The 24,366-nt window shown below is 66.7% G+C and carries 22 protein-coding genes and 3 rRNA genes; 23 read left to right on the forward strand and 2 right to left on the reverse strand.

Features of this window, described 5'->3' with window-relative positions; genetic code table 11:
* Positions 1 to 69 precede the first annotated feature (69 nt).
* The 21 genes from prfA to LTT61_RS23935 all read left to right on the forward strand — a co-directional run bounded on the left by prfA (position 70) and on the right by LTT61_RS23935 (position 20,932).
* Complete coding sequence (gene prfA / locus LTT61_RS23835) at positions 70 to 1,140, forward strand: peptide chain release factor 1 (protein WP_233016277.1); 1,071 nt, start codon at positions 70 to 72, stop codon at positions 1,138 to 1,140.
* A gap of 33 nt (positions 1,141 to 1,173) precedes the next feature.
* Positions 1,174 to 2,034 carry a peptide chain release factor N(5)-glutamine methyltransferase gene (prmC, locus tag LTT61_RS23840; protein ID WP_233016278.1) on the forward strand — a complete coding sequence of 287 codons (861 nt, stop codon included), beginning with the start codon at positions 1,174 to 1,176 and terminating at the stop codon, positions 2,032 to 2,034.
* Positions 2,035 to 2,067: 33 nt separating this feature from the next.
* On the forward strand, positions 2,068 to 2,733 hold the full coding sequence (locus LTT61_RS23845; protein ID WP_233016279.1) for an L-threonylcarbamoyladenylate synthase: 666 nt from the start codon (positions 2,068 to 2,070) through the stop codon (positions 2,731 to 2,733).
* Between the two features lie 20 nt (positions 2,734 to 2,753).
* Entirely contained in the window at positions 2,754 to 3,893 is a 1,140-nt protein-coding gene (locus LTT61_RS23850; protein WP_233016280.1) for an MraY family glycosyltransferase, read from the forward strand.
* A 66-nt stretch (positions 3,894 to 3,959) separates the two neighbouring features.
* Positions 3,960 to 4,376: a hypothetical protein gene (locus LTT61_RS23855; RefSeq protein WP_233021167.1), complete on the forward strand. Its 417-nt coding sequence runs from the start codon at positions 3,960 to 3,962 to the stop codon at positions 4,374 to 4,376.
* A 237-nt stretch (positions 4,377 to 4,613) separates the two neighbouring features.
* Positions 4,614 to 5,462 (forward strand): F0F1 ATP synthase subunit A, encoded by an 849-nt coding sequence (gene atpB / locus LTT61_RS23860; protein WP_233016281.1) that lies wholly within the window; start codon positions 4,614 to 4,616, stop codon positions 5,460 to 5,462.
* Between the two features lie 75 nt (positions 5,463 to 5,537).
* Entirely contained in the window at positions 5,538 to 5,786 is a 249-nt protein-coding gene (locus LTT61_RS23865; RefSeq protein ID WP_233016282.1) for an ATP synthase F0 subunit C, read from the forward strand.
* Positions 5,787 to 5,791: 5 nt separating this feature from the next.
* Complete coding sequence (locus tag LTT61_RS23870; RefSeq protein WP_233016283.1) at positions 5,792 to 6,352, forward strand: F0F1 ATP synthase subunit B; 561 nt, start codon at positions 5,792 to 5,794, stop codon at positions 6,350 to 6,352.
* Between the two features lie 19 nt (positions 6,353 to 6,371).
* Complete coding sequence (locus LTT61_RS23875; protein ID WP_233016284.1) at positions 6,372 to 7,181, forward strand: F0F1 ATP synthase subunit delta; 810 nt, start codon at positions 6,372 to 6,374, stop codon at positions 7,179 to 7,181.
* Between the two features lie 50 nt (positions 7,182 to 7,231).
* Entirely contained in the window at positions 7,232 to 8,869 is a 1,638-nt protein-coding gene (gene atpA / locus LTT61_RS23880) for a F0F1 ATP synthase subunit alpha (RefSeq protein WP_233016285.1), read from the forward strand.
* Between the two features lie 41 nt (positions 8,870 to 8,910).
* Complete coding sequence (locus LTT61_RS23885; protein WP_233016286.1) at positions 8,911 to 9,885, forward strand: F0F1 ATP synthase subunit gamma; 975 nt, start codon at positions 8,911 to 8,913, stop codon at positions 9,883 to 9,885.
* A 30-nt stretch (positions 9,886 to 9,915) separates the two neighbouring features.
* Positions 9,916 to 11,364: a F0F1 ATP synthase subunit beta gene (atpD, locus tag LTT61_RS23890; RefSeq protein ID WP_233016287.1), complete on the forward strand. Its 1,449-nt coding sequence runs from the start codon at positions 9,916 to 9,918 to the stop codon at positions 11,362 to 11,364.
* Positions 11,365 to 11,370: 6 nt separating this feature from the next.
* The gene (locus LTT61_RS23895; RefSeq protein ID WP_233016288.1) at positions 11,371 to 11,748 is read left to right on the forward strand and encodes a F0F1 ATP synthase subunit epsilon; all 378 of its coding nucleotides are present in this window, start codon (positions 11,371 to 11,373) and stop codon (positions 11,746 to 11,748) included.
* Between the two features lie 198 nt (positions 11,749 to 11,946).
* Positions 11,947 to 12,369: a DUF2550 domain-containing protein gene (locus tag LTT61_RS23900; RefSeq protein WP_233016289.1), complete on the forward strand. Its 423-nt coding sequence runs from the start codon at positions 11,947 to 11,949 to the stop codon at positions 12,367 to 12,369.
* A gap of 1 nt (position 12,370) precedes the next feature.
* The gene (locus tag LTT61_RS23905) at positions 12,371 to 12,967 is read left to right on the forward strand and encodes a cob(I)yrinic acid a,c-diamide adenosyltransferase (protein ID WP_233016290.1); all 597 of its coding nucleotides are present in this window, start codon (positions 12,371 to 12,373) and stop codon (positions 12,965 to 12,967) included.
* 113 nt (positions 12,968 to 13,080) lie between these two features.
* A complete protein-coding gene (gene murA / locus LTT61_RS23910) occupies positions 13,081 to 14,346 on the forward strand; it encodes a UDP-N-acetylglucosamine 1-carboxyvinyltransferase (RefSeq protein WP_233016291.1) in 1,266 nt (421 codons plus the stop codon).
* A gap of 391 nt (positions 14,347 to 14,737) precedes the next feature.
* Positions 14,738 to 16,256: ribosomal RNA gene (locus tag LTT61_RS23915) — 16S ribosomal RNA — on the forward strand.
* Between the two features lie 268 nt (positions 16,257 to 16,524).
* Positions 16,525 to 19,659: ribosomal RNA gene (locus LTT61_RS23920) — 23S ribosomal RNA — on the forward strand.
* Positions 19,660 to 19,723: 64 nt separating this feature from the next.
* A 5S ribosomal RNA gene (rrf, locus tag LTT61_RS23925) occupies positions 19,724 to 19,840 on the forward strand.
* Together the 16S, 23S and 5S rRNA genes form the textbook arrangement of a ribosomal RNA operon.
* Before the next feature lie 79 nt (positions 19,841 to 19,919).
* Entirely contained in the window at positions 19,920 to 20,612 is a 693-nt protein-coding gene (gene nucS, locus LTT61_RS23930) for an endonuclease NucS (RefSeq protein ID WP_233016292.1), read from the forward strand.
* Between the two features lie 23 nt (positions 20,613 to 20,635).
* A complete protein-coding gene (locus tag LTT61_RS23935) occupies positions 20,636 to 20,932 on the forward strand; it encodes an ATP/GTP-binding protein (protein ID WP_233016293.1) in 297 nt (98 codons plus the stop codon).
* Positions 20,933 to 21,022: 90 nt separating this feature from the next.
* On the opposite strand, the gene LTT61_RS23940 is transcribed toward LTT61_RS23935, so the two are convergent.
* Positions 21,023 to 22,024, reverse strand: a complete 1,002-nt coding sequence (locus tag LTT61_RS23940) for a hypothetical protein (protein ID WP_233016294.1) — start codon at positions 22,022 to 22,024, stop codon at positions 21,023 to 21,025.
* A gap of 86 nt (positions 22,025 to 22,110) precedes the next feature.
* Positions 22,111 to 22,596, reverse strand: coding sequence for a methylmalonyl-CoA epimerase (gene mce, locus LTT61_RS23945; protein WP_233016295.1), 486 nt, complete (start codon positions 22,594 to 22,596; stop codon positions 22,111 to 22,113).
* Positions 22,597 to 22,689: 93 nt separating this feature from the next.
* Between mce and LTT61_RS23950 the strand changes: the two genes are divergently transcribed.
* Together LTT61_RS23950 and LTT61_RS23955 are read left to right on the forward strand one after the other, a co-directional pair.
* Positions 22,690 to 23,877 carry an acetyl-CoA C-acetyltransferase gene (locus LTT61_RS23950; RefSeq protein ID WP_233016296.1) on the forward strand — a complete coding sequence of 396 codons (1,188 nt, stop codon included), beginning with the start codon at positions 22,690 to 22,692 and terminating at the stop codon, positions 23,875 to 23,877.
* A 78-nt stretch (positions 23,878 to 23,955) separates the two neighbouring features.
* A complete protein-coding gene (locus tag LTT61_RS23955; protein ID WP_233016297.1) occupies positions 23,956 to 24,324 on the forward strand; it encodes a DUF3817 domain-containing protein in 369 nt (122 codons plus the stop codon).
* Positions 24,325 to 24,366: the final 42 nt, after the last annotated feature.

Genomic DNA, 24,366 nt, shown 5'->3' on the forward strand with positions numbered 1-24,366 from the left:
CGCCCGGCCCTGCGCGAGCAGGCCGGGCGTCGGTGTTTTGTCGGCACCCGATTCGATGAAGGAAGCACCGTGACGCAACCGTCCGCGATCGACGACATCCTGGCCGAGCACGCGGGGCTGGAGAGCCGGCTTTCCGATCCGGCGCTGCACAACGACCCGGGCGCCGCGCGCCGCGTGGGCAAGCGCTTCGCCGAGCTGGCGCCGGTCATGAGCACCTACCGCAAGCTGACGGCCGCCCGCGACGACCTGGAGGCCGCCGAGGAGCTGGCCGCCGACGACGCCTCCTTCGCCGCCGAGGTGCCCGAGCTGCGCGCGCAGGTGGAGGAGCTGGAGCGCGCGCTCGCCGACCTGCTCGCCCCGCGCGACCCGCACGACGGCGACGACGTGGTGCTCGAGCTCAAGTCGGGGGAGGGCGGCGAGGAGTCCGCGCTCTTCGCCTCCGACCTGGCCCGGATGTACCTGCGCTACGCCGAGCGGCACGGCTGGCGGGTCGAGGTGCTCGACGCCACCCCGTCCGACCTGGGCGGCTACAAGGACGCGGTGCTGTCGATCAAGAGCAGGGACCCGGCACGCGACGGCGTGTGGTCGCGGCTCAAGTTCGAAGGCGGCGTGCACCGGGTGCAGCGGGTGCCGGTCACCGAATCGCAGGGCCGGATCCACACCTCGGCCGCCGGGGTGCTGATCTACCCGGAGCCGGACGAGGTCGAGCAGGTGCAGATCGACGAGACCGACCTGCGGGTCGACGTCTACCGCTCCTCCGGCAAGGGCGGCCAGGGGGTCAACACCACCGACTCCGCTGTTCGCCTCACCCACCTGCCCACCGGCATCGTGGTGACCTGCCAGAACGAGCGCTCGCAGCTGCAGAACAAGGCGCGCGCCATGCAGGTGCTCGCGGCCAGGCTGCAGGCGCTGGCCGAGGAGCAGGCGGAGCAGGAGTCGGCCGCCGGGCGGGCGGCGCAGATCCGCACGGTGGACCGCTCCGAGCGGATCCGCACCTACAACTTCCCGGAGAACCGGATCACCGATCACCGCATCGGCTTCAAGGCGCACAACCTGGACGCCGTCCTCGACGGTGAGCTGGACCCGGTCCTGGACGCCCTCGGCAAGGCGGATCGCGAAGCGCGCATGGCGGCGGAGTAACCGCGGCGCGTCCCGGTGCGGCAGAGTGTCGGCGTGCGCCGTGTTCCCGTTCGTCCCGAGATCCAGGCCGCCGCCGAGCGCCTTGCCGAGGCCGGGGTGGCGAGCCCCCGGTTCGATGCCGAGGCGCTGGCCGCGCACGTGCTCGGCACCGAGCGCTCCCGGCTCGCGCTCGCCCCGCTGCTCGAACCCGAGCAGGTGACGCGCTACCGCGAGCTGGTCGAGCGGCGCGCGGGGCGCGTCCCGCTGCAGCACCTCACCGGCACCGCGCCGATGGGCCGGATCGACCTGGCCGTCGGCCCCGGCGTCTTCGTCCCGCGCCCGGAGACCGAGCTCCTCTTCGCCTGGGCGCTGGCCCGGCTGGAGACCAGCCACGCCCCGGTGGTCGTCGACCTCTGCACCGGCTCCGGCGCCCTCGCCCTCGCGCTGGCCGACGCCCGCCCGGACGCCGCCGTGCACGCGGTCGAGCTGGACCCCGCCGCGCTCACCTGGGCCCGGCGCAACGCCGATGCCATGGCCGCCGCGGGCGCCACCCCGATCACGCTGTACGCGGGTGACGTCACCGCCGCCGACACCCTCGCCGAGCTGAACGGCCGGGTCGACCTGCTGGTCGCCAACCCGCCCTACGTCCCCGACGGCGCCGAACTCGATCCCGAAGTGGCCGAACACGATCCGCCGCTCGCCGTGTTCGGCGGCGCGGACGGCCTCCGCGTCATCCGCGCCATGCTGCCCACGATCACCCGCCTGCTGCGCCCGGGCGCCGCGGCGGGCGTCGAGCACGACGACTCGCACGGCGCGCAGGTCGCGGCGCTGTTCACCGCCGCCGGTTACACCGCGACCACCGAGCACCGCGATCTCGCCGACCGCCCCCGCTTCGTCACCGCGACCCGTGGCTGAGCCCGGCGGACGGCGCGTGACAGGATGGGGCCCGTGAGTACCGTCTACGACTGCGCGGATCCCGATTCGCGCGCGGCCGGACTGACCGCGGCGACCAGCGCGCTGAAATCCGGGCGCCTGGTCGTGCTGCCGACCGACACCCTCTACGGCCTCGCCGCCGACGCCTTCGACTCGTCGGCCGTCGCCGCCCTGCTCGCCGCGAAGCGGCGCGGGCGCGACATGCCGGTGCCGGTGCTCGTCGGCTCCTGGAACACCATCGACGGCCTCGTCTTCTCGGTCCGCCCGCAGGCGCGCGAGCTGATCCAGGCGTTCTGGCCGGGCGGGCTCAGCCTGGTGGTGCAGCAGGCGCCGTCGCTGGCCTGGGATCTCGGCGACACCCGCGGCACCGTCATGCTGCGGATGCCGCTGCACCCGGTGGCGCTGGAGCTGCTGCGCGAGATCGGGCCGCTCGCGGTCTCCAGCGCGAACGTCTCGGGGCAGCCGCCGGCCACCACCGCCGCGCAGGCCCGCGAGCAGCTCGGCGAGCTGATCGGGGTGTACCTGGACGGCGGCCCCGCCGACCACGCGGTGGCCTCCACCATCGTCGACCTGACCGCCGACCAGCCGCGCGTGCTGCGCGAGGGCGCCGTCTCCGTTGCCGACATCGCCGAGGTGCTCGGCATGTCGCCGGAGGCGCTCGGCAGCCCCGTCTCCCGGTAGCCGGGGGTTCGAACTCACCGATGATCGGTTCGGGCGCTGTTGTCCCCCTGCGCGAGCTCGTGCTCGTGCTGCTCGTCTCCGCCACCGTCACCTTCCTCGCCACCGGTGGCATCCGGGTGCTGGCGATCGCCTTCGGCGCGGTCGCCGTCCCGCGCGACCGCGACGTGCACATCAAGCCGATCCCGCGGATGGGCGGGGTCGGCATGTACATCGGCGTGGTGGCCGCGGTGCTCTTCGCGCACCAGTTGCCCGCGCTCCGACGCGGTTTCGACTACGCACCGGACATCCCCGCGGTGCTGGCCGCGGCGACCATCATCGTCGCCGTCGGCATCGTCGACGACCGCTGGGGGCTGGACGCGCTGACCAAGTTCGCCGGCCAGGTCACCGCGGCCGGGGTGATGGCCGTGATGGGGCTCAGCTGGTACGTGGTCTACAACCCGTTCGGCAACACCACCGTCGTGCTCGACGCGCTGCAGGGCGGGCTGGTCACCGTCGCGGTCAGCGTCACCCTGATCAACGCGATGAACTTCGTCGACGGGCTGGACGGCCTCGCCGCCGGGCTCGGGCTGATCTGCGCCATCGCCGTCTTCGTCTTCTCCGTCGGGCTGCTCTACGAGCAGGGCGGCGACGTCAACACCTATCCGCCCGCGCTGCTCGCGGCCGCGCTGGCGGGCGGCTGCCTCGGCTTCCTCCCGCACAATTTCCAGCCTGCCAAGATCTTCATGGGCGACTCCGGCTCCATGCTGATCGGGCTGATGCTGGCCGCCGTCTCCACCGGCGCCTCCGGCCGGATCCCGCTCACCGGGTACGGCCCGCGCGACTTCGTCGGCCTGCTCTCGCCGCTGCTGCTGGTCGGCGCGGTCATGTTCATCCCGGTGCTCGACCTGCTGCTCGCCATCCTGCGCCGGGTGCGCGCCGGGGTCAGCTTCTCCACCCCGGACAAGATGCACCTGCACCACCGGCTGCTGCAGATCGGGCACTCGCACCGGCGCGTCGTGCTGCTCATCTACTTATGGGTCGGCGTGCTCGCCTTCGGCGCCGTCGGCACCTCGCTGATGGACCGCCGCCTTGTCGTGCTGCTGATGGCGGGCGGGCTGGTGTTCGCGCTGGTGGTGACGGCCGTGCCCGGCATAAGGCAGCGCCAGCGGGCCGAGCACTGAACCGCCTTCGGTAGAGTCGCCCCCGTGACTTCCGCGCCCCGCACCGAACCAGGTCCCGACGCGCCGATGCGCGCCGCGCTGCGGTACGGGGTGATCGGCCTCGCCGTGCTGCTGGTGCTGTCGGTGGCGCTGGCCACCGCGCTCGCGGGCACCGCCGGGCTCTGGGGCGCGCTGCTCGGCTCGGCCATCGGCGGCGGGTTCATCCTGGCCACCGCGATCATGGTGCTGTTCACCGGAAAGCTGGAGCCGAGCACCGCCCAGCTGGTGATCCTGGCGAGCTGGGCCGGGAAGCTGCTGCTGGCCCTTGTCGTGGTCGGCGTGCTGCGCCGCTTCGATTTCTTCGATCCGGTCGCGCTGTTCTTGACCGTGGTCGCCGCCTTGCTCATCGTGCTCGGCGCGGAGACCTACGGTGTCGTCAGCACGAAGGTCCCCGTCGTCGATCCGCCCGCCGGTAACACGGGCGAAACCGCTGGCCAGAGCTGAATACGCCCCACCTACACACTGTCGTAGACAACTTGGTAAAGTAAAGGTAAGCAAGCGACCGTGCGGGTGGATCCGAAACGTCCCGAACCGGCCGCTATGCTTACTGCCGTACCGGGCCGGGAGGCTCCGGTTCTGCATGTCGACGAATGTCGCCGACACACGTACAGACGCCAATGCGGAATCCCGCTCAGCTGCTGACGACCTCGCGCCGACCTGAGTCGACCACCATGATCGTCAATGTCCGATCGAACCGCGGATACGAGAGAACCCGCGGCCCGAACACGGGAGAGAACGCTGAGCGTCACCACTTTGGCCGCGGAATTCCACGCGCCATCGCTAACCGACTTCTTCCCTCCGGCGCTGCTGTTCGAGGGAACCCCGTTCGAACTCGATCGTTTGATGCTCGTTCGCCTGCTGATGACGGCGGTGCTGGTCGCGTTCCTGCTGGTGGCTTTCCGCAATCCGCGGCTGGTGCCGCGCGGCCTGCAGAACATCGGCGAGACCGCGGTGGTCTTCGTCAAGGAGCAGATCGCCGAAGAAGTGCTCGGCAAGGAGAGCGGCCGCAAATTCCTGCCGCTCATCGCGACCATCTTCTTCACGGTTCTCTTCCTGAACTTCTCCGGCATCATCCCGGGCCTGAACATCTCGTCGAACGCGCGAATCGGTATGCCGATCGTGCTGGCCGCGATCGCGTACATCACGTTCAACTACGTGGGCATCAAGAAGTACGGCTTTCTGAAGTACATGCGCAGCAGCATCGTGGTGCCGAACGTCCCGCCCGCGCTGCACCTGCTGCTGATTCCGATCGAATTCGTCTCGACGTTCATCCTGCGGCCGTTCACGCTGACCGTCCGACTCATGGCCAACATGCTGGCCGGGCACATCATGCTGGTGCTGTTCTTCAGCGCCACCTGGTACTTCCTGTTCGACGCCACGTCCTGGATGAAGGTGTTCTCGCCCTTCTCGCTGATCGCGGGAATCGGGTTCACCCTGTTCGAACTGCTGGTCGTCTTCCTGCAGGCCTACGTGTTCGCACTGCTGACCGCGGTGTACATCAGCCTCGCGCAGCACGCCGATTCTCACTGACCGCATACCGCATACCGCATACCTGCTGCACCCAGCCGACCGGCGGGTGAGCAACAGAAAGGGAATGGAAGACTCATGAGCCTCTCGTACCTGGCCCAGGAAGCTGCCAACACCGAGTCGACTTTCCGTGGCCTCGGCGCCGTGGGTTACGGCCTGGCCGCGATCGGCCCCGGCATCGGCGTCGGCATCGTGGTCGGTAAGGCGATCGAGGGCATCGCCCGCCAGCCCGAGCTGCAGGGCACCATCCGGACCAACATGTTCCTCGGCATCGCGTTCACCGAGGCGCTGGCCCTGATCGGCCTCGTGGCCGGCTTCATCTTCTGATTCCGATGAACGCCTACGCCGTATTCGCAGCGACCGAGGGCGAGGATGTGAATCCTCTCCTCCCCGCGACCTACGACATCGTCTGGTCGATCGTCTGCGTCGCCATCATCGGGTTCGTCTTCTACAAGTACGTGATCCCGCGCCTGACGAAGGTGCTCGACGAGCGCTCGGACAAGATCGAGGGCGGGATCGCACGGGCCGAGGCCGCGCAGGAAGAGGCCAAGCAGACGCTGCAGCAGTACCAGCAGCAGCTGACCGACGCCCGCACCGACGCCGCCCGCATCCGCGAGGAGGCGCGCACCCAGGGCCAGCAGATCCTCGCGCAGCTGCGCGCGGAGGCCCAGGCCGAGAGCGACCGCATCGTCGCCTCCGGCCACGCCCAGCTGGAAGCCCAGCGCCAGCAGATCCTGACCGAGCTGCGCTCCGAGGTCGGCCGCACCGCCGTCGACCTGGCCGAGAAGATCATCGGTCAGTCGGTGTCCGACGAGGCCAAGCAGGCCGCGTCGATCGACCGGTTCCTGAACGAGCTCGACCAGTCGGATGCCGGCATCGGGGTCGGAAGGTAGCGACGCGAAAGTGAGAAGCATGTACGCAGCGAGCCGAGAGGCCAGCTCCCGATCCAGGGAGGCGCTCCGGGCCGCTCTGACCGGAAGTGACAGCGCAGCCGCCACCACGGGGTCGGAACTGTTCGCCGTTGTCTCCGTGCTGGACGACCAGCGTCCGCTGCGTGTGGCGCTCGCGGACGCATCGGTGCCCGGCTCGGCGCGAGCCGAGCTCAGCGAGCGGGTCTTCGGCGGCAAGGTCAGCCCCGCCACCCTGGCGGTGCTGACCACCGCGGTCGCCCAGCACTGGTCGCGCACCTCCGACCTGGTCGCCACCCTGGTCCTGCTCGGCCAGGAGGCGTTGCTCGCCTCCGCGTCGGACGGCGCCCGGCTGGACGCGGTCGAGGACGAGCTGTTCCGGCTCGGCCGGATCATCGCCGACAACCCGGAGCTGGACCAGGCGCTCTCCGACCGGAGCAAGCCGGTGCGGGCCAAGCGCGAACTGCTCGACCGGCTGCTCTCCGGCAAGACCGAGAGCATCACCCTGACCCTCGCGGAGCAGGTTGTCTCCCGGCAGCGCGGTTCGCTCGGCGCGGCCTTCGACGACCTGTCGTCGCTGGCGGCGGCGCGGCGCGAGCAGATCGTCGCCCATGTGCGCGCGGCGGTCGAGCTGACCGAGCAGCAGCGCGACCGGCTCGCCGGTTCGCTGCGGCGCATCTACGGCAAGCCGGTCACCGTGCACGTGCAGGTCGACGCGAGCTTGCTCAGCGGCCTCGTCGTGCACATCGGCGACGACGTGATCGACGGCAGTGCCACCGGCCGACTGGAGCGGCTGCGCCGGGCGCTGGCCTAGGCGCGCCCACCCCCCGACATTCGAGACCAGACAGCGAGAGCAGGAAGAACATGGCGGAGCTGACGATCTCCACCGACGAGATCCGTAGTGCGATCGAGAGCTACACCCAGAGCTACACCCCCGAGACCTCCATCGAAGAAGTGGGTGTCGTCACCGACACCAGCGACGGCATCGCGCATGTCAGCGGCCTGCCCTCGGCGATGTCGAACGAGCTGCTCGAGTTCCCCGGCGGCGTGCTCGGCGTGGCGCTGAACCTGGAGGACCGCGAGATCGGTGCGGTCATCCTCGGTGAGTACGCGAACATCGAGGAGGGCCAGGAGGTCCGGCGCACCGGCAACGTGCTCTCGGTCCCGGTCGGCGACAAGTTCCTCGGCCGCGTGGTGAACCCGCTCGGCCAGCCCATCGACGGCCTCGGCGACATCGAGGCCGAGGAGCAGCGCGTCCTCGAGCTGCAGGCCGCGTCGGTGCTGGAGCGCCAGCCGGTCGAGGAGCCGCTGGCCACCGGCCTCACCGCCATCGACGCCCTGACCGCCATCGGCCGCGGCCAGCGCCAGCTGATCATCGGCGACCGCAAGACCGGCAAGACCGCGGTCGCGATCGACGCGATCCTGAACCAGAAGGCGAACTGGGAGACCGGCGACCCGGCCAAGCAGGTCCGCTGCATCTATGTCGCGATCGGCCAGAAGGGCTCCACCATCGCCGGTGTGAAGACCGCTCTGGAGGAGCACGGCGCGCTGGAGTACACCACCATCGTGGCGGCCCCGGCCTCGGACTCGGCCGGCTTCAAGTGGCTGGCCCCGTACACCGGCTCGGCCATCGGCCAGCACTGGATGTACCAGGGCAAGCACGTCCTGATCGTGTTCGACGACCTGACCAAGCAGGCCGAGGCGTACCGCGCCATCTCGCTGCTGCTGCGCCGCCCGCCGGGCCGCGAGGCGTACCCGGGTGACGTGTTCTACCTGCACTCCCGGCTGCTGGAGCGCTGCGCCAAGCTCTCCGACGAGCTGGGTGCAGGCTCGATGACCGGGCTGCCGATCATCGAGACCAAGGCCAACGACATCTCGGCCTTCATCCCGACCAACGTCATCTCGATCACCGACGGCCAGGTCTTCCTGGAGTCCGACCTGTTCAACAAGGGCGTCCGCCCCGCGATCAACGTCGGCACCTCGGTCTCCCGCGTCGGTGGCGCGGCGCAGACCAAGGGCATGAAGAAGGTCGCCGGTTCGCTGCGCCTGGAGCTGGCCCAGTACCGCGAGCTGGAGGCGTTCTCCGCCTTCGCCTCCGACCTGGACGCCGCCTCGCTGGCCCAGCTGGAGCGCGGTGCGCGCTGGACCGAGCTGCTCAAGCAGGACCAGTACACCCCGGTCGCGGTCGAGGACCAGATCGTCTCGATCTACCTGGTCGACGCCGGCTACTACGACACCGTGCCGGTGGGCGACGTCCGCCGCTTCACCCGGGATCTGCTCGCCGACCTGCACAGCAGCGTGCCGGAGGCGTTCGAGTCGATCGCCGGCGGCAAGGTGTTGCAGGGCGAGGCCGCCGACGCCATCAAGGCCGCGACGGACAACTTCAAGCAGGGCTTCCTCGCCTCCGACGGCAGCCGCGTGGTGAACGAGGCGGACGCGGGCGAGCTGGGCCGCGAAGAGGTCGAGTCGCTGTCGGTCACCCGCAAGACGATCGACAAGTGACGAGCAGCCCGACCACGGGAACGAAGGGAGTGTGATCAGCGATGCCCAGCTTGCGTGAACTGCGCTCCCGCATCCGTGGCGTGAACTCGATCAAGAAGATCACCAAGGCCCAGGAGCTGATCGCGACCTCGCGCATCTCCAAGGCCCAGGCGCGGGTCGCGGCAGCCAAGCCGTACGCCGAGGAGATCACCAAGGTGCTCGGCGAGCTGGCGAGCGCGTCGAAGAACCTGACGCACCCGCTGCTCAGCGAGCGGGAGAACCCGCGCCGCGCCGCCATCCTGGTCGTGACCAGCGACAGCGGCATGGCCGGTGGCTACAACTCGAACGTGCTCAAGCGCGCCGAGGAGCTCATCACCACGCTGCGCGGCGAGGGCAAGGAGCCGGTGCTCTACGTCATGGGCAACAAGGGCCTGACGTACTACACCTTCCGCAACCGTCCGGTGGTCGCGTACTGGACCGGGTTCTCGCAGCAGCCGAAGTACACCGATGCCTCGCCCGCGTGCAGGCACCTGGTGGAGGCCTTCATGGCCGGTTCGGAGGGCACCGTCGCGGCGCCGGACGGCACCGGCGACATCGAGGGCGTCGACGAGCTGCACATCGTCTACACCCGGTTCGTCTCCATGCTGACGCAGGCCCCCGAGGTCCGCAGGCTGGCGCCGATCCAGGTGAGCTTCGTCGACGAGCACATCGAAATGGGCGAGGACAGCCTCAGCGACTCGCCGAACGCCGCCGACGTGACGGCGCAGTACGAGTTCGAGCCCGACGCCGACCTACTGCTGGCGGCGCTGCTGCCGAAGTACGTCAACACGCGTATCTACGCGTCGTTGCTCGACGCGGCGGCATCCGAGTCCGCGGCTCGGCGCACCGCGATGAAGGCCGCCACCGACAATGCCAACGAACTGGCGAGCGTCCTGTCCCGGCAGGCCAACTCGGTGCGTCAGGCCCAGATCACGCAGGAAATCAGCGAGATCGTCGGCGGCGTCAACGCCCTGGCGGCCAGCTCGGACCGCGACTGAGCACATCGACATCAGGAAGAGAACCAACCAATGACCGCAGCTGTCACCCAAGACAACACGAGCCGGACCGGTGGCGCCGCAGGCCGCGTCGTCCGGGTCATCGGCCCCGTCGTGGACGTGGAGTTCCCGCGCGGCGCGATCCCCGAGCTCTTCAATGCCCTGAACGCCGAGATCACCCTGACCGCGGTGGCCAAGACGCTCACGCTAGAGGTCGCCCAGCACCTCGGCGACAACATCGTGCGCACCATCTCGATGGAGCCGACCGACGGCCTGGTCCGCGGCACCACCGTCACCGACTCCGGCAAGCCGATCTCGGTGCCGGTCGGTGACATCGTCAAGGGCCACGTCTTCAACGCCCTCGGCGAGTGCCTGGACAGCCCCGGCCTCGGCCGCGACGGCGAGCAGTGGGGCATCCACCGCAAGCCGCCGAGCTTCGACCAGCTCGAGGGCAAGACCGAGATCCTGGAAACCGGCATCAAGGTCATCGACCTGCTGACCCCGTACGTGAAGGGCGGCAAGATCGGCCTCTTCGGCGGCGCCGGCGTCGGCAAGACCGTGCTGATCCAGGAGATGATCACCCGTATCGCGCGGGAGTTCTCCGGCACCTCGGTGTTCGCCGGCGTCGGCGAGCGCACCCGTGAGGGCACCGACCTCCGGCTGGAGATGGAGGAGATGGGCGTCCTCCAGGACACCGCGCTCGTCTTCGGCCAGATGGACGAGCCGCCGGGCACCCGCATGCGCGTCGCGCTCTCGGCGCTGACCATGGCGGAGTACTTCCGCGATGTGCAGCACCAGGACGTGCTGCTCTTCGTCGACAACATCTTCCGCTTCACCCAGGCCGGCTCCGAGGTCTCCACGCTGCTCGGCCGGATGCCGTCGGCCGTCGGCTACCAGCCGACCCTGGCGGACGAGATGGGCGAGCTGCAGGAGCGGATCACCTCGACCCGCGGCCGCTCGATCACCTCGCTGCAGGCGATCTACGTGCCCGCGGACGACTACACCGACCCGGCCCCGGCCACCACCTTCGCCCACCTGGACGCGACGACCGAGCTCTCCCGCCCGATCTCGCAGAAGGGCATCTACCCCGCCGTCGACCCGCTGACCTCCACGTCGCGGATCCTGGAGGCGTCGATCCTGGGCGAGCGGCACTTCGCGGTGGCCAACGAGGTGAAGCGGATCCTGCAGAAGTACAAGGAGCTGCAGGACATCATCGCCATCCTCGGCATGGACGAGCTCTCCGAGGAGGACAAGGTCCTCGTCGGCCGGGCCCGCAGGCTGGAAAAGTTCCTCGGCCAGAACTTCATCGTGGCCGAGAAGTTCACCGGTCAGCCGGGGTCGGTGGTTCCGCTGGAGCAGACCATCGAGGACTTCGAGCGGGTCACCAAGGGCGAGTTCGACCACCTGCCGGAGCAGGCGTTCAACTCCTGCGGCGGGCTCGACGACGTCGAGGCGGCCGCCAAGCGGATCGCCGGGAAGTAGTCCGCCATGGCTGAAATGTCGGTGGACCTGGTCGCCGTCGAGCGGCGGCTCTGGTCCGGCACGGCGTCCTTCGTCAGTGCGCAGACCACCGAGGGCCAGATCGGCATCATGCCGGGCCACGAGCCGCTGCTCGGCCAGCTGGTCGAGGGCGGCACCGTGAGCATCGTGCCCGTCGACGGCGAGCGCATCGTCGCGGCGGTGCACGGCGGCTTCTTCTCGGTGACCGCCAACACGGTCCGCGTGCTCGCCGAATCGGCGGAGCTGGCGGGCGAGGTCGACGTGGAGGCCGCCCGCGGCGTGCTCTCCGATTCGGCGGCCTCCGAGGACGAGGTGCGGATCGCCCAGGGCCGGGTGCGCGCCTACGAGCGCAACGCCGAGTCCTGACTCCGCGCAAGCGCTACATCCACTGTCGGCGGCGAGAATTTCTCGCCGCCGACAGTGGCTTTTCCGCCCTTGTTCAGGCGATGTTCGGCTGCGGCCGGGCGACCCGGGATTCCGGCACTTCCGGCTCGTGATTGAATGGCGACGAGGGACCCGCGAATCGGCGGTGCGAGCGAGAGGACCACAGCATTGGGAACCGGGATGATTCTGTTGATCATTCTGGTGTTGCTGCTCGTCTGTCTCGCCCTCGCCTCCAGCTATCGCCTGATCATGTTGCGGCGCGGCGGAACCGCCGCGATCCTGCGGGTGCTGCCCGCCCGCGGCGGCTCGGGCTGGCGGCACGGCCTGATCCGCTACGACGAGGATCGCCTCATCTTCTACAAACTCACCAGTCTCAGATTCGGGCCGGATTCGGTGATCACCCGGCTCGGTATCGAGATCGGTGACCGCCGCGGCCCGCGCGGCGACGAGTTCGACATCATGACCGACGACATCGTGGTGATCGCGGTGGCGGACAAGGAGGGCGAGTTCGAGCTGGCGCTCGACCGCAACTCGCTCACCGCCTTCCTCTCCTGGGTGGAGTCGCGCCCGTCGGACCGCTCCCGCCGCATGCAAGGCAGATGACATGAACGTGCACCTCACCCGGATCTACACCCGGACCGGCGACGACGGCAGCACCGGGCTGAGCGATTTCTCCCGGGTCTCCAAGAACGACCCGCGGCTCGCCGCCTACGCCGACTGCGACGAGACCAATGCAGCGCTCGGGGTCGCGCTCGCGCTCGGGGCGCCGCCGCCCGCGATCGCCGAGGTGCTGCGCGGCATCCAGAACGACCTCTTCGACGCGGGCGCCGACCTCTCCACCCCGGTGGTCGCCGAGCCGAAGTACCCGCCGCTGCGGATCACCGAGCCCTACATCGAGCGGCTCGAAGCCTGGTGCGACGAGTTCAATGCCGAACTCGCGCCGCTGAATTCGTTCATCCTGCCCGGCGGCACCCCGCTGGCCGCGCTGCTGCACACCGCGCGCACCGTCGCCAGGCGGGCGGAGCGCTCGGCCTGGGCGGCGCTCGAGGCGCACCCGGACGACACCTCGGTGCTGCCGGCCAAGTACCTGAACCGGCTGTCGGATCTGCTCTTCATCCTGTCCAGGGTCGCCAACCCGGGCGGCGACGTGCTCTGGCAGCCGGGCGGGGGGCGCGCCGCCGACGGCGGCCGGGAAGCATGAGCCGACGAACCGGGTGAGACCGGATACCGGCAACCTGCGCGGGCAGCCCACCGAGGGCAGGCGCCGCAACTATCCTTGCATCCAACGGTGCGCCGACAATGCGGAGAGGCGGCATGGAACGGTTTCTGGTCACGGGCGGTAATCGCCTGGTCGGCGAGGTCGAGGTGGGGGGCGCGAAGAACAGCGTCCTCAAGCTGATGGCAGCCGCCCTGCTCGCCGAGGGCACCACCACGATCACCAACATCCCGGACATCCTCGACGTTCCGCTGATGGCCGAGGTGCTCCGCGGCCTCGGCTGCGAGGTGACGATCGACGGCTCGGCGGTCAGTATCGACACCCCGGCCGAGCCCAAGTACCACGCCGACTTCCCGGCGGTCACCCAGTTCCGCGCCTCGGTGTGCGTGCTCGGCCCGCTCATGGCGCGGTGCAAGCGGGCGGTGGTCGCGCTGCCCGGCGGCGACGCCATCGGCTCCCGGCCGCTGGACATGCACCAGGCCGGGCTCCGGCTGCTCGGCGCGACCAGCGAGATCGAGCACGGCTGCGTGGTCGCCAGGGCCGACGAGCTGCAGGGCGCCCGGATCCGGCTCGACTTCCCCTCGGTCGGCGCCACCGAGAACATCCTGATGGCCGCGGTGCTCGCCGAGGGCGAGACGGTGCTCGACAACGCCGCCCGCGAACCGGACATCGTCGACCTCTGCACCATGCTCAGCCGGATGGGCGCCCGGATCAGCGGCGCGGGCACCTCGGTGCTCACCATCCAGGGCGTGAAGCGGCTCGCGCCGACCACGCACCGGGTGATCGGCGACCGGATCGTCGCGGCCACCTGGGGCATCGCCGCCGCCATGACGCAGGGCGACGTCCGGGTCACCGGGGTCAACCCCAAGCACCTCTCCCTGGTGCTGGACAAGCTGCGCTCAGCCGGCTCGCGGATCTCCTTCGAGCCCAACGGCTTCCGCGTGGTCCAGCCGGAGCGGCCGCGCGCGGTGAACTTCTCCACGCTGCCGTTCCCCGGCTTCCCGACCGACCTGCAGCCGATGGCCATCGGCCTGGCCGCCGTCGCGGACGGCACCTCGATGATCACCGAGAACATCTTCGAGGCGAGGTTCCGCTTCGTGGAGGAGATGATCCGGCTCGGCGCCGACGCCAGGACCGACGGGCACCACGCCGTGGTGCGCGGCATCCCGCGGCTCTCCAGCGCCCCGGTCTGGTCCTCGGACATCAGGGCGGGCGCCGGTCTGGTGCTGGCCGGCCTGGTGGCCGACGGCACCACCGAGGTGCACGACGTCTTCCACATCGACCGCGGCTACCCCCGGTTCGTCGAGCAGTTGCAGGAGCTGGGCGGCGCGGTCGAGCGCGTGACCGTTGAAAAACGTTCCTGACCAGGCGATTTGACATCGTGCAGCGAGCGACGTAACTTTTAACCCGTCAGAGCGACACGGACACCGACCCGGGAGACCGGGACACGAGGTTGGACGGTCGAGCGCCTGACGGATTTGGACACCTGCTCTTGATGAGCTAAGCTGGTCCAACAGCCGCACGGAAACTCCGGAGAATATCCGGTTCGGATGTGTGTGCGTGTGTTCTTTGAGAACTCAATAGTGTGTCGATGAATGTCAGTGCCAAATGTTTATTTGGTTCTCGATTCTTGCACCCCCGTGTGAGGGTCGGGACTTTTAGTCAGCAAATTTTTTGCTGGCGTTTTGTTTTGCTGGGTTTTCGGACTCGCGTTTTCTTTCGATTGCGCCTCTTCGGGGGTGTGGTTGTGAGTCTTCAACGGAGAGTTTGATCCTGGCTCAGGACGAACGCTGGCGGCGTGCTTAACACATGCAAGTCGAGCGGTAAGGCCCTTCGGGGTACACGAGCGGCGAACGGGTGAGTAACACGTGGGTGATCTGCCTCGCACTCTGGGATAAGCCTGGGAAACTGGGTCTAATACCGGATAGGACCACTGATCGCATGGTTGGTGGTGGAAAGATTTATCGGTGTGAGATGGGCCCGCGGCCTATCAGCTTGTTGGTGGGGTAATGGCCTACCAAGGCGACGACGGGTAGCCGGCCTGAGAGGGCGACCGGCCACACTGGGACTGAGACACGGCCCAGACTCCTACGGGAGGCAGCAGTGGGGAATATTGCACAATGGGCGAAAGCCTGATGCAGCGACGCCGCGTGAGGGATGACGGCCTTCGGGTTGTAAACCTCTTTCGACAGGGACGAAGCGCAAGTGACGGTACCTGTAGAAGAAGCACCGGCCAACTACGTGCCAGCAGCCGCGGTAATACGTAGGGTGCGAGCGTTGTCCGGAATTACTGGGCGTAAAGAGCTTGTAGGCGGTCTGTCGCGTCGTCCGTGAAAACTTGGGGCTCAACCCCAAGCTTGCGGGCGATACGGGCAGACTTGAGTACTTCAGGGGAGACTGGAATTCCTGGTGTAGCGGTGAAATGCGCAGATATCAGGAGGAACACCGGTGGCGAAGGCGGGTCTCTGGGAAGTAACTGACGCTGAGAAGCGAAAGCGTGGGTAGCAAACAGGATTAGATACCCTGGTAGTCCACGCCGTAAACGGTGGGTACTAGGTGTGGGTTTCCTTCCACGGGATCCGTGCCGTAGCTAACGCATTAAGTACCCCGCCTGGGGAGTACGGCCGCAAGGCTAAAACTCAAAGGAATTGACGGGGGCCCGCACAAGCGGCGGAGCATGTGGATTAATTCGATGCAACGCGAAGAACCTTACCTGGGTTTGACATACACCGGAAACCTGCAGAGATGTAGGCCCCCTTGTGGTCGGTGTACAGGTGGTGCATGGCTGTCGTCAGCTCGTGTCGTGAGATGTTGGGTTAAGTCCCGCAACGAGCGCAACCCTTGTCCTGTATTGCCAGCGGGTTATGCCGGGGACTTGCAGGAGACTGCCGGGGTCAACTCGGAGGAAGGTGGGGACGACGTCAAGTCATCATGCCCCTTATGTCCAGGGCTTCACACATGCTACAATGGCCGGTACAGAGGGCTGCGATACCGTGAGGTGGAGCGAATCCCTTAAAGCCGGTCTCAGTTCGGATCGGGGTCTGCAACTCGACCCCGTGAAGTTGGAGTCGCTAGTAATCGCAGATCAGCAACGCTGCGGTGAATACGTTCCCGGGCCTTGTACACACCGCCCGTCACGTCATGAAAGTCGGTAACACCCGAAGCCGGTGGCCTAACCCCTTGTGGGAGGGAGCCGTCGAAGGTGGGATCGGCGATTGGGACGAAGTCGTAACAAGGTAGCCGTACCGGAAGGTGCGGCTGGATCACCTCCTTTCTAAGGAGCACATAGCATTTCGGGTCCGAGTGTGGCCCGGTGTTGCTCACGGGTGGAACGCTGACGCTTCTTCCTCTTCGGAGGAAGGTATATCGACACACTGTTGGGTCCTGAAAGAACACGCGGAAGCGAGTTTTTTCGAGGAAGAAGAATACGACAAGACCGGTCTTCAGTCATACCGCGGGGCTTTGTGCCTTGGCTGGTGCTGAGCAGGGATGTGGTCTTGTGTGTTGTTTGAGAACTGTACAGTGGACGCGAGCATCTTTGTTTGTAAGTGTTTAAGAGCGTTCGGTGGATGCCTTGGCACCAGGAGCCGATGAAGGACGTAGGAGGCTGCGATAAGCCTCGGGGAGCTGTCAACCGAGCTGTGATCCGAGGATGTCCGAATGGGGAAACCCGGCACGAGTGATGTCGTGTCACCCGCATCTGAATGTATAGGGTGTGTGGAGGGAACGCGGGGAAGTGAAACATCTCAGTACCCGCAGGAAGAGAAAACAACAGTGATTCCGTGAGTAGTGGCGAGCGAAAGCGGATGAGGCTAAACCATGCGTGTGTGATAGCCGGCAGGTGTTGCACGTGTGGGGTCGTGGGGTCATTTTTCCCGGTTCTGCCGAGCTGGGCGACAGTCAGAAAGGTGCGTGTTAGTCGAAGTGGTCTGGGATGGCCGACCGTAGACGGTGAGAGTCCGGTAGACGAAAACATGTTCCCTGTCGTAGGTGATGCCCGAGTAGCAGCGGGCCCGTGAAATCTGCTGTGAATCTGCCGGGACCACCCGGTAAGCCTGAATACTCCCTGGTGACCGATAGCGGACTAGTACCGTGAGGGAAAGGTGAAAAGTACCCCGGGAGGGGAGTGAAATAGTACCTGAAACCGGACGCTTACAATCCGTCAGAGCCTGTGCACAGTTTGGTCTGTGGTGGGTGATGGCGTGCCTTTTGAAGAATGAGCCTGCGAGTTAGTGGCATGTGGCGAGGTTAACCCGTGTGGGGTAGCCGTAGCGAAAGCGAGTCCGAATAGGGCGTTGAGTCGTGTGTTCTAGACCCGAAGCGGAGTGATCTACCCATGGCCAGGGTGAAGCGACGGTAAGACGTCGTGGAGGCCCGAACCCACTTAGGTTGAAAACTGAGGGGATGAGTTGTGGGTAGGGGTGAAAGGCCAATCAAACTCCGTGATAGCTGGTTCTCCCCGAAATGCATTTAGGTGCAGCGTCACGTGTTTCACTCCGGAGGTAGAGCTACTGGATGGCCTAGGGGGCCCACAAGCTTACCGAAGTCAGCCAAACTCCGAATGCCGGGGTGTGAGAGCGTGGCAGTGAGACTGCGGGGGATAAGCTTCGTAGTCGAGAGGGAAACAGCCCAGATCGCCGGCTAAGGCCCCTAAGCGTGTACTAAGTGGAAAAGGATGTGGGGTCGCGAAGACAACCAGGAGGTTGGCTTAGAAGCAGCCACCCTTGAAAGAGTGCGTAATAGCTCACTGGTCAAGTGATCCTGCGCCGACAATGTAGCGGGGCTCAAGTACACCGCCGAAGCCGCGGCACTCCCACAATACATCGGCTCGATCCTGCGGGGTCGTGTCTAGTGGTGGGGGTGGGTAGGGGAGCGTCGTGCATCCTGGGAAGCAGCAGCGTGAGCTAGTTGTGGAGGGTGTGCGAGTGAGAATGCAGGCATGAGTAGCGAAAGACGAGTGAGAAACTCGTCCGCCGAATGACCAAGGGTTCCTGGGCCAGGTTAATCCGCCCAGGGTGAGTCGGGACCTAAGGCGAGGCCGACAGGCGTAGTCGATGGACAACGGGTTGATATTCCCGTACCCGTGTATCCGCGCCCAATGGCGAATCATCTGTGCTAAACGCCCTGAACCGGATCCATCACCTTCGGGTGAGGAGAGGGGGATGCGCGTGACCCTGGGTGTAGTAGTCAAGCGATGGGGTGACGCAGGAAGGTAGCTGGGCCCGGTAATGGTTGTCCGGGTGTAAGCCTGTAGGGCGTTGTGTAGGCAAATCCGCACAGCATATAGCCTGAGAGGTGATGCGTAGCCGATTGAGGTGAATTCAGTGATCCTATGCTGCCGAGAAAAGCCTCTAGTGAGTTGGTACACGGCCCGTACCCCAAACCGACACAGGTGGTCAGGTAGAGAATACCGAGGCGATCGAGAGAACTGTGGTTAAGGAACTCGGCAAAATGCCCCCGTAACTTCGGGAGAAGGGGGACCAACACTGGTGACCGGATTTACTCCGTGAGCTGGTGGTGGTCGCAGAGACCAGAGAGAAGCGACTGTTTACTAAAAACACAGGTCCGTGCGAAGTCGTAAGACGATGTATACGGACTGACGCCTGCCCGGTGCCGGAAGGTTAAGAGGACCGGTTAGCCCTTTAGGGGGCGAAGCTGAGAATTTAAGCCCCGGTAAACGGCGGTGGTAACTATAACCATCCTAAGGTAGCGAAATTCCTTGTCGGGTAAGTTCCGACCTGCACGAATGGCGTAACGACTTCTCTGCTGTCTCAACCACAGACTCGGCGAAATTGCATTACGAGTAAAGATGCTCGTTACGCGCGGCAGGACGAAAAGACCCCGGGACCTTCACTATAGCTTGGTATTGGTGTTCGGTACGGTTTGTGTAGGATAGGTGGGAGACTGTGAAGCGGGCACGCCAGTGTTCGTGGAGTCATCGTTGAAATACCACTCTGATCGTATTGGACTTCTAACCTCGGGCCATGATCTGGTTCAGGGACAGTGCCTGGTGGGTAGTTTAACTGGGGCGGTTGCCTCCCAAAATGTAACGGAGGCGCCCAAAGGTTCCCTCAGCCTGGTTGGCAATCAGGTGTCGAGTGCAAGTGCACAAGGGAGCTTGACTGTGAGACTGACAGGTCGAGCAGGGACGAAAGTCGGGACTAGTGATCCGGCACCGGCATGTGGAAGCGGTGTCGCTCAACGGATAAAAGGTACCCCGGGGATAACAGGCTGATCTTCCCCAAGAGTCCATATCGACGGGATGGTTTGGCACCTCGATGTCGGCTCGTCGCATCCTGGGGCCGGAGTAGGTCCCAAGGGTTGGGCTGTTCGCCCATTAAAGCGGCACGCGAGCTGGGTTTAGAACGTCGTGAGACAGTTCGGTCTCTATCCGCCGCGCGCGTCAGAAACTTGAGGAAGGCTGTCCCTAGTACGAGAGGACCGGGACGGACGAACCTCTGGTGTGCCAGTTGTCCTGCCAAGGGCACTGCTGGTTGGCTACGTTCGGAAGGGATAACCGCTGAAAGCATCTAAGCGGGAAGCCTGTTCCAAGATGAGGTTTCTCACCACCATCGAGTGGTTAAGGCCCCCTACAGACCATGGGGTTGATAGGCCGGAACTGGAAGCGCAGTAATGCGTGGAGGTGACTGGTACTAATAGGCCGAGGGCTTACCAACAAAGATTGCTACGCGTCCACTGTACGGTTCTGAAACAACACGGTTCGTGTTCGTTTCACAGAGTTACGGCGGTTATAGCGGCAGGGAAACGCCCGGTCCCATTCCGAACCCGGAAGCTAAGCCTGCCAGCGCCGATGGTACTGCACTCGACAGGGTGTGGGAGAGTAGGACACCGCCGGAACAAATTGTCACTGAAGGCCCCACCAATTCGTTGGTGGGGCCTTCAGTCGTTTCCGGGGACGTGATCTACACTCGGCCCGGTGCGCCTTGTGATTGCCCGTTGCCAGGTCGACTACGTGGGGCGGCTGACCGCCCACCTCCCGATGGCCCGCCGGCTGCTCATGACGAAAGCCGACGGTTCGGTGCTGGTCCATTCCGACGGTGGCTCGTACAAGCCGCTGAATTGGATGAGCCCGCCCTGCTGGGTCGAGGAACGTGGTCCGGAGTCCCCCGAGTTCCCCGAGGGCGCTGTGGCGCTCTGGGTGGTCACCAACAAGGCCGGGGAGCAGCTCCGGATCACCATCGAGGCGATCGAGCACGACTCCTCGCACGAACTCGGCATCGACCCGGGGCTGGTGAAGGACGGCGTCGAGGCGCACCTGCAGGAGCTCCTGGCCGAGCACGTGCAGACGCTCGGCACCGGCTACACCCTGGTGCGGCGGGAGTACATGACCGCCATCGGGCCGGTCGACCTGCTCTGCCGGGATGCCGGGGGGTCGACCGTGGCGGTGGAGATCAAGCGCCGCGGCGAGATCGACGGGGTCGAGCAACTTACCCGCTACCTCGAATTGCTGAATCGCGACCCGCTGCTGGCTCCGGTCGCCGGCGTGTTCGCGGCGCAGCAGATCAAGCCGCAGGCGCGGACGCTCGCCGAGGACCGCGGGATCCGCTGCCTGACCCTCGATTACAACGCCCTGCGCGGCACGGAGAGCAACGAGTTCCGGCTCTTCTGAGACCGGGCCGCTACCCTGGCGGCATGTCACGCAGAAAAGCGCGTGCCGCCCACCGGACGGACTCGCCGCGGCCGCTCGGCGATGTGTTCGGGCGGAGCGAGCCGGGGCCGGACGGGGACGAGGTCTACACCGTGCGGACCATCCCCGGCAGCCGTGCGCTCAAGCCGTACCGCTGCCCGGGGTGTGACCACGAAATAGCCCCGGGCGTGGCGCACCTGGTCGCCTGGCCCGCCTACGGCGGGGAGGAGGACCGGCGGCACTGGCACCGGGGCTGCTGGGAGGGGCGGGGGACGCGGCGCATCACCCGCCGATGGTCATGAAACTCGTGCCGGCGATACCAGCACGAAGGCCGCCCCTGCTGGGACGGCCTTCGTGGGTACTACATCGTCGCCGTCACGTCGAAGCCGACGTCAGTTGCTGAGGTTGGCGTTCTCCCGCTCCTCGACGACGTCGTCGTCCTCGTCGGCGGCTTCCTGGATGGCCTTCGGCCGCGTCCCGGCGACCGGCTTGGCGCCGTTGCCGATGGACTTGCGCTGCTGCTCAGGGGAACCGTCGAGCAGTTCGCTCTCCCGGTTGACCGCGGCGAGCATCGCGGGCACCGAATCGAGCTGGCCGCGGATGCCGAGCAGCTGGGCGAGCACCCGCCCGCGCAGCACGCGCATCTCCTCGGCCAGTTCCTTGGCGTGCGCGATCTTGCGATCGGAGGTCTGGGTGGCCGACGAGATGAGGCGGTTGGCCTCGTCCGTGGCGTCCTTGATCCGCTGCGCGGCCTCGGCGCGGGAGGTGGCCTCGAGCTCCTCCATGGCGCGGGTCAGCTTGGTGCGCCGCTCCGCCATGGTGACCTCGAAGTCCTGCTGCGCGGCCTTGCGCTTGGCCTCCGCCTCCTTGGCGATGCGATCGGACTCGGCCTGCGCGGCCTCGATGATCTTGCCGGACTCGGAGCGCGCGTTGGCGAGGGTCTGCTCGTACTCGATCTCGAGCGCCTCGCGCTTCTCCTTGGTCTCGGAGAGCAGCGACTCGTACTTGCCGCGCATCTCGGTCGCCTGCTGCTCGGCGATGGAGACCATCTCGGCCGCCTCGGCCTGCGCGAGCGCGCGGACCTCGGAGGCCTCGTCGGAGGCGAGCCGCAGCATCCGGGAGATGCGGTCGGACATGCCCTCGGCGGTGGTCGGCGGCACCGAGAGGCGGTCGACCTCCTTGCGGAGCTCGTCGATCTCGTCCCTGGCATCCTCCAGCTGGGCCGCGAGGTTGCGGGCCTGAGCGGCGGCCGCGTCGCGGTCGGTGGCGGTGACGCGCAGCTCGGCATCGAAACGGTCGAAGTAGTTACGCACCTCGTCTTGCGCATAACCCTTGCGCACAACGGTGAAGGGGAGCGCAACGAAGCGATTGCGATCGGACTCGGGTGACGACATGGCACACAAACTACAGCGTGTTGGGGATTGATGGTGACTCGACCGGGAAGGAGATTTCGCCGATTTCCCCGGTCGTGCGTCCGATACTAATTCGTGACATTCGCCTTGGGCTGCACCAACTCGATCAGCACACCCCCGGCATCCTTCGGATGGATGAAGTTGATGCGGGAATCCGCCGTTCCGCGGCGCGGCTCGCTGTACAGCAAACGCACCCCGCGATCGCGGAGATGGGTCGACACAGCCTCGATGTCGGTGACCCGATAGGCGAGCTGTTGCAGGCCGGGGCCACTGCGATCGATGAACTTCGCGATGGTCGAATTCTCGTCCAGCGGGGCCAGCAGTTGGACGGCGGTGGCGCCCGCCGGTGCGTTCGGCAGCGAGAGCATCGCCTCGTGCACACCCTGCGCCTCGTTCACCTCCCGGTGGGTCTCGATCATGCCGAGGTGCTCGGCGTACCAGGCGACGGCGGTGTCCAGATCGGGGACGGCGATGCCCGCGTGGTCGATCGCGACGACGTAGTCGCCGGGGACGATCGCTGCGGGCGTGGTGGCGGATTCGGTTACGTTGCTCACGTACTCGACGGTAGCGCGGGACCATCGATCAGGTGGTGCGGTCGTACCGGTTACCGTGGAGTACAGAACTCGACAACGAAGGTGAGGTTCGTCGTGACCACTTCCGTGATCGTCTCCGGAGCGCGTACCCCGGTCGGTCGGCTGCTCGGCGGACTCAAGGACTTCAGCGGCTCGGATCTCGGCGGCGTCGCCATCAAGGCGGCGCTGGAGCGCGGCGGGGTCGCACCGGAGCTGGTCGAGTACGTGATCATGGGCCAGGTGCTCACCGCGGGTGCGGGGCAGATCCCGGCCAGGCAGGCCGCGGTGGCGGGCGGCATCCCGATGAGCGTGCCCGCGCTGACCCTGAACAAGGTCTGTCTCTCCGGCATCAACGCCATCGCGCAGGCCGACCAGCTGATCAGGGCGGGCGAGTTCGAGATCGTGGTCGCCGGTGGCCAGGAGTCCATGAGCCGGGCGCCGCACATGCTGGAGAAGAGCCGCGAGGGCTTCAAGTACGGCGATGTCACGCTGCGCGACCACATGGCCTACGACGGCCTCTACGACATCTTCACCGACCAGGCGATGGGCGCGCTCACCGAGCAGCGCAACGCCGGTGACCGGCCCGACTTCGTGAGCCGCGAGGAGCAGGACGCCTTCGCGGCGGCCTCGCACCAGCGCGCCGCGGCGGCCTGGAAGAACGGGCTCTTCGACGACGAGGTGGTGCCGGTCTCGGTGCCGCAGCGCAAGGGCGACCCGCTGGTGATCGGGCAGGACGAGGGTATTCGCGCCGACACGACGGCGGAGTCGCTGGCCAAGCTGCGGCCCGCGTTCAGCAAGACCGGCACCATCACCGCGGGCAGCGCCTCGCAGATCTCCGACGGCGCGGCCGCGGTGGTCGTGATGAGCAAGGCGAAGGCGGAGGCGCTCGGGCTGGAGTGGCTGGCCGAGATCGGCGCCGCCGGCGTGGTCGCCGGGCCGGACTCGACGCTGCAGGACCAGCCGGCCGACGCCATCGTCAAGGCGTGTGCGCGCGAGGGGATCGCCCCATCGGAGCTGGATCTGATCGAGATCAACGAGGCGTTCGCCGCGGTCGGCATCGCCTCGACCCGCAAGCTCGGGATCGACCCGGCCAAGGTGAACGTCAACGGCGGCGCCATCGCGATCGGGCATCCGCTCGGCATGTCCGGTGCGCGCATCCTGCTGCACCTGGTGCTGGAGCTGAAGCGGCGCGGTGGCGGCGTCGGCGCCGCTGCGCTGTGCGGCGGCGGTGGCCAGGGTGACGCGCTGATCGTGCGGGTGTAGGGCCGGCGCGAGCGCGAAATTGTCCGTTGTGACCGGATCGACTACGACCCTCTGTAGTTGATCCGGCACAATGTCGGCATGAATTTCTTCGATCTGCGCAGCGTCGCCGGTAGATTCCGCTTCTTCGCCGTGCTGGAGGCGCTGTCCTGGCTCGGCCTGCTCGTCGGCATGGCCTTCAAGTACATCCCGGATCCGGGCAACGAGATCGGGGTGAAGATCTTCGGCCCGATCCACGGCGCGGTCTTCGTGCTGTTCGTGCTCTCCGCGCTGCTCGCCGCCCGTGAGCTGGGCTGGAGCCTGAAAACGACGGCGCTGGCGCTGATCTCCAGCATTCCGCCGTTCTGCACCGTGCTGTTCGAGATCTGGGCCGTGCGCACCGGCAGGCTCGGCGAGCTGAGCGCGCCCGGCACCCGCGTCGGTGCGCAGGCCGACAAGGTCGCGTCGTAGAGCGGATGGTGACGACCGGCGGGGTCGTGACAAACTGAATCC

The sequence above is a fragment of the Nocardia asteroides genome (assembly GCF_021183625.1).
Classification (GTDB): domain Bacteria; phylum Actinomycetota; class Actinomycetes; order Mycobacteriales; family Mycobacteriaceae; genus Nocardia; species Nocardia asteroides_A.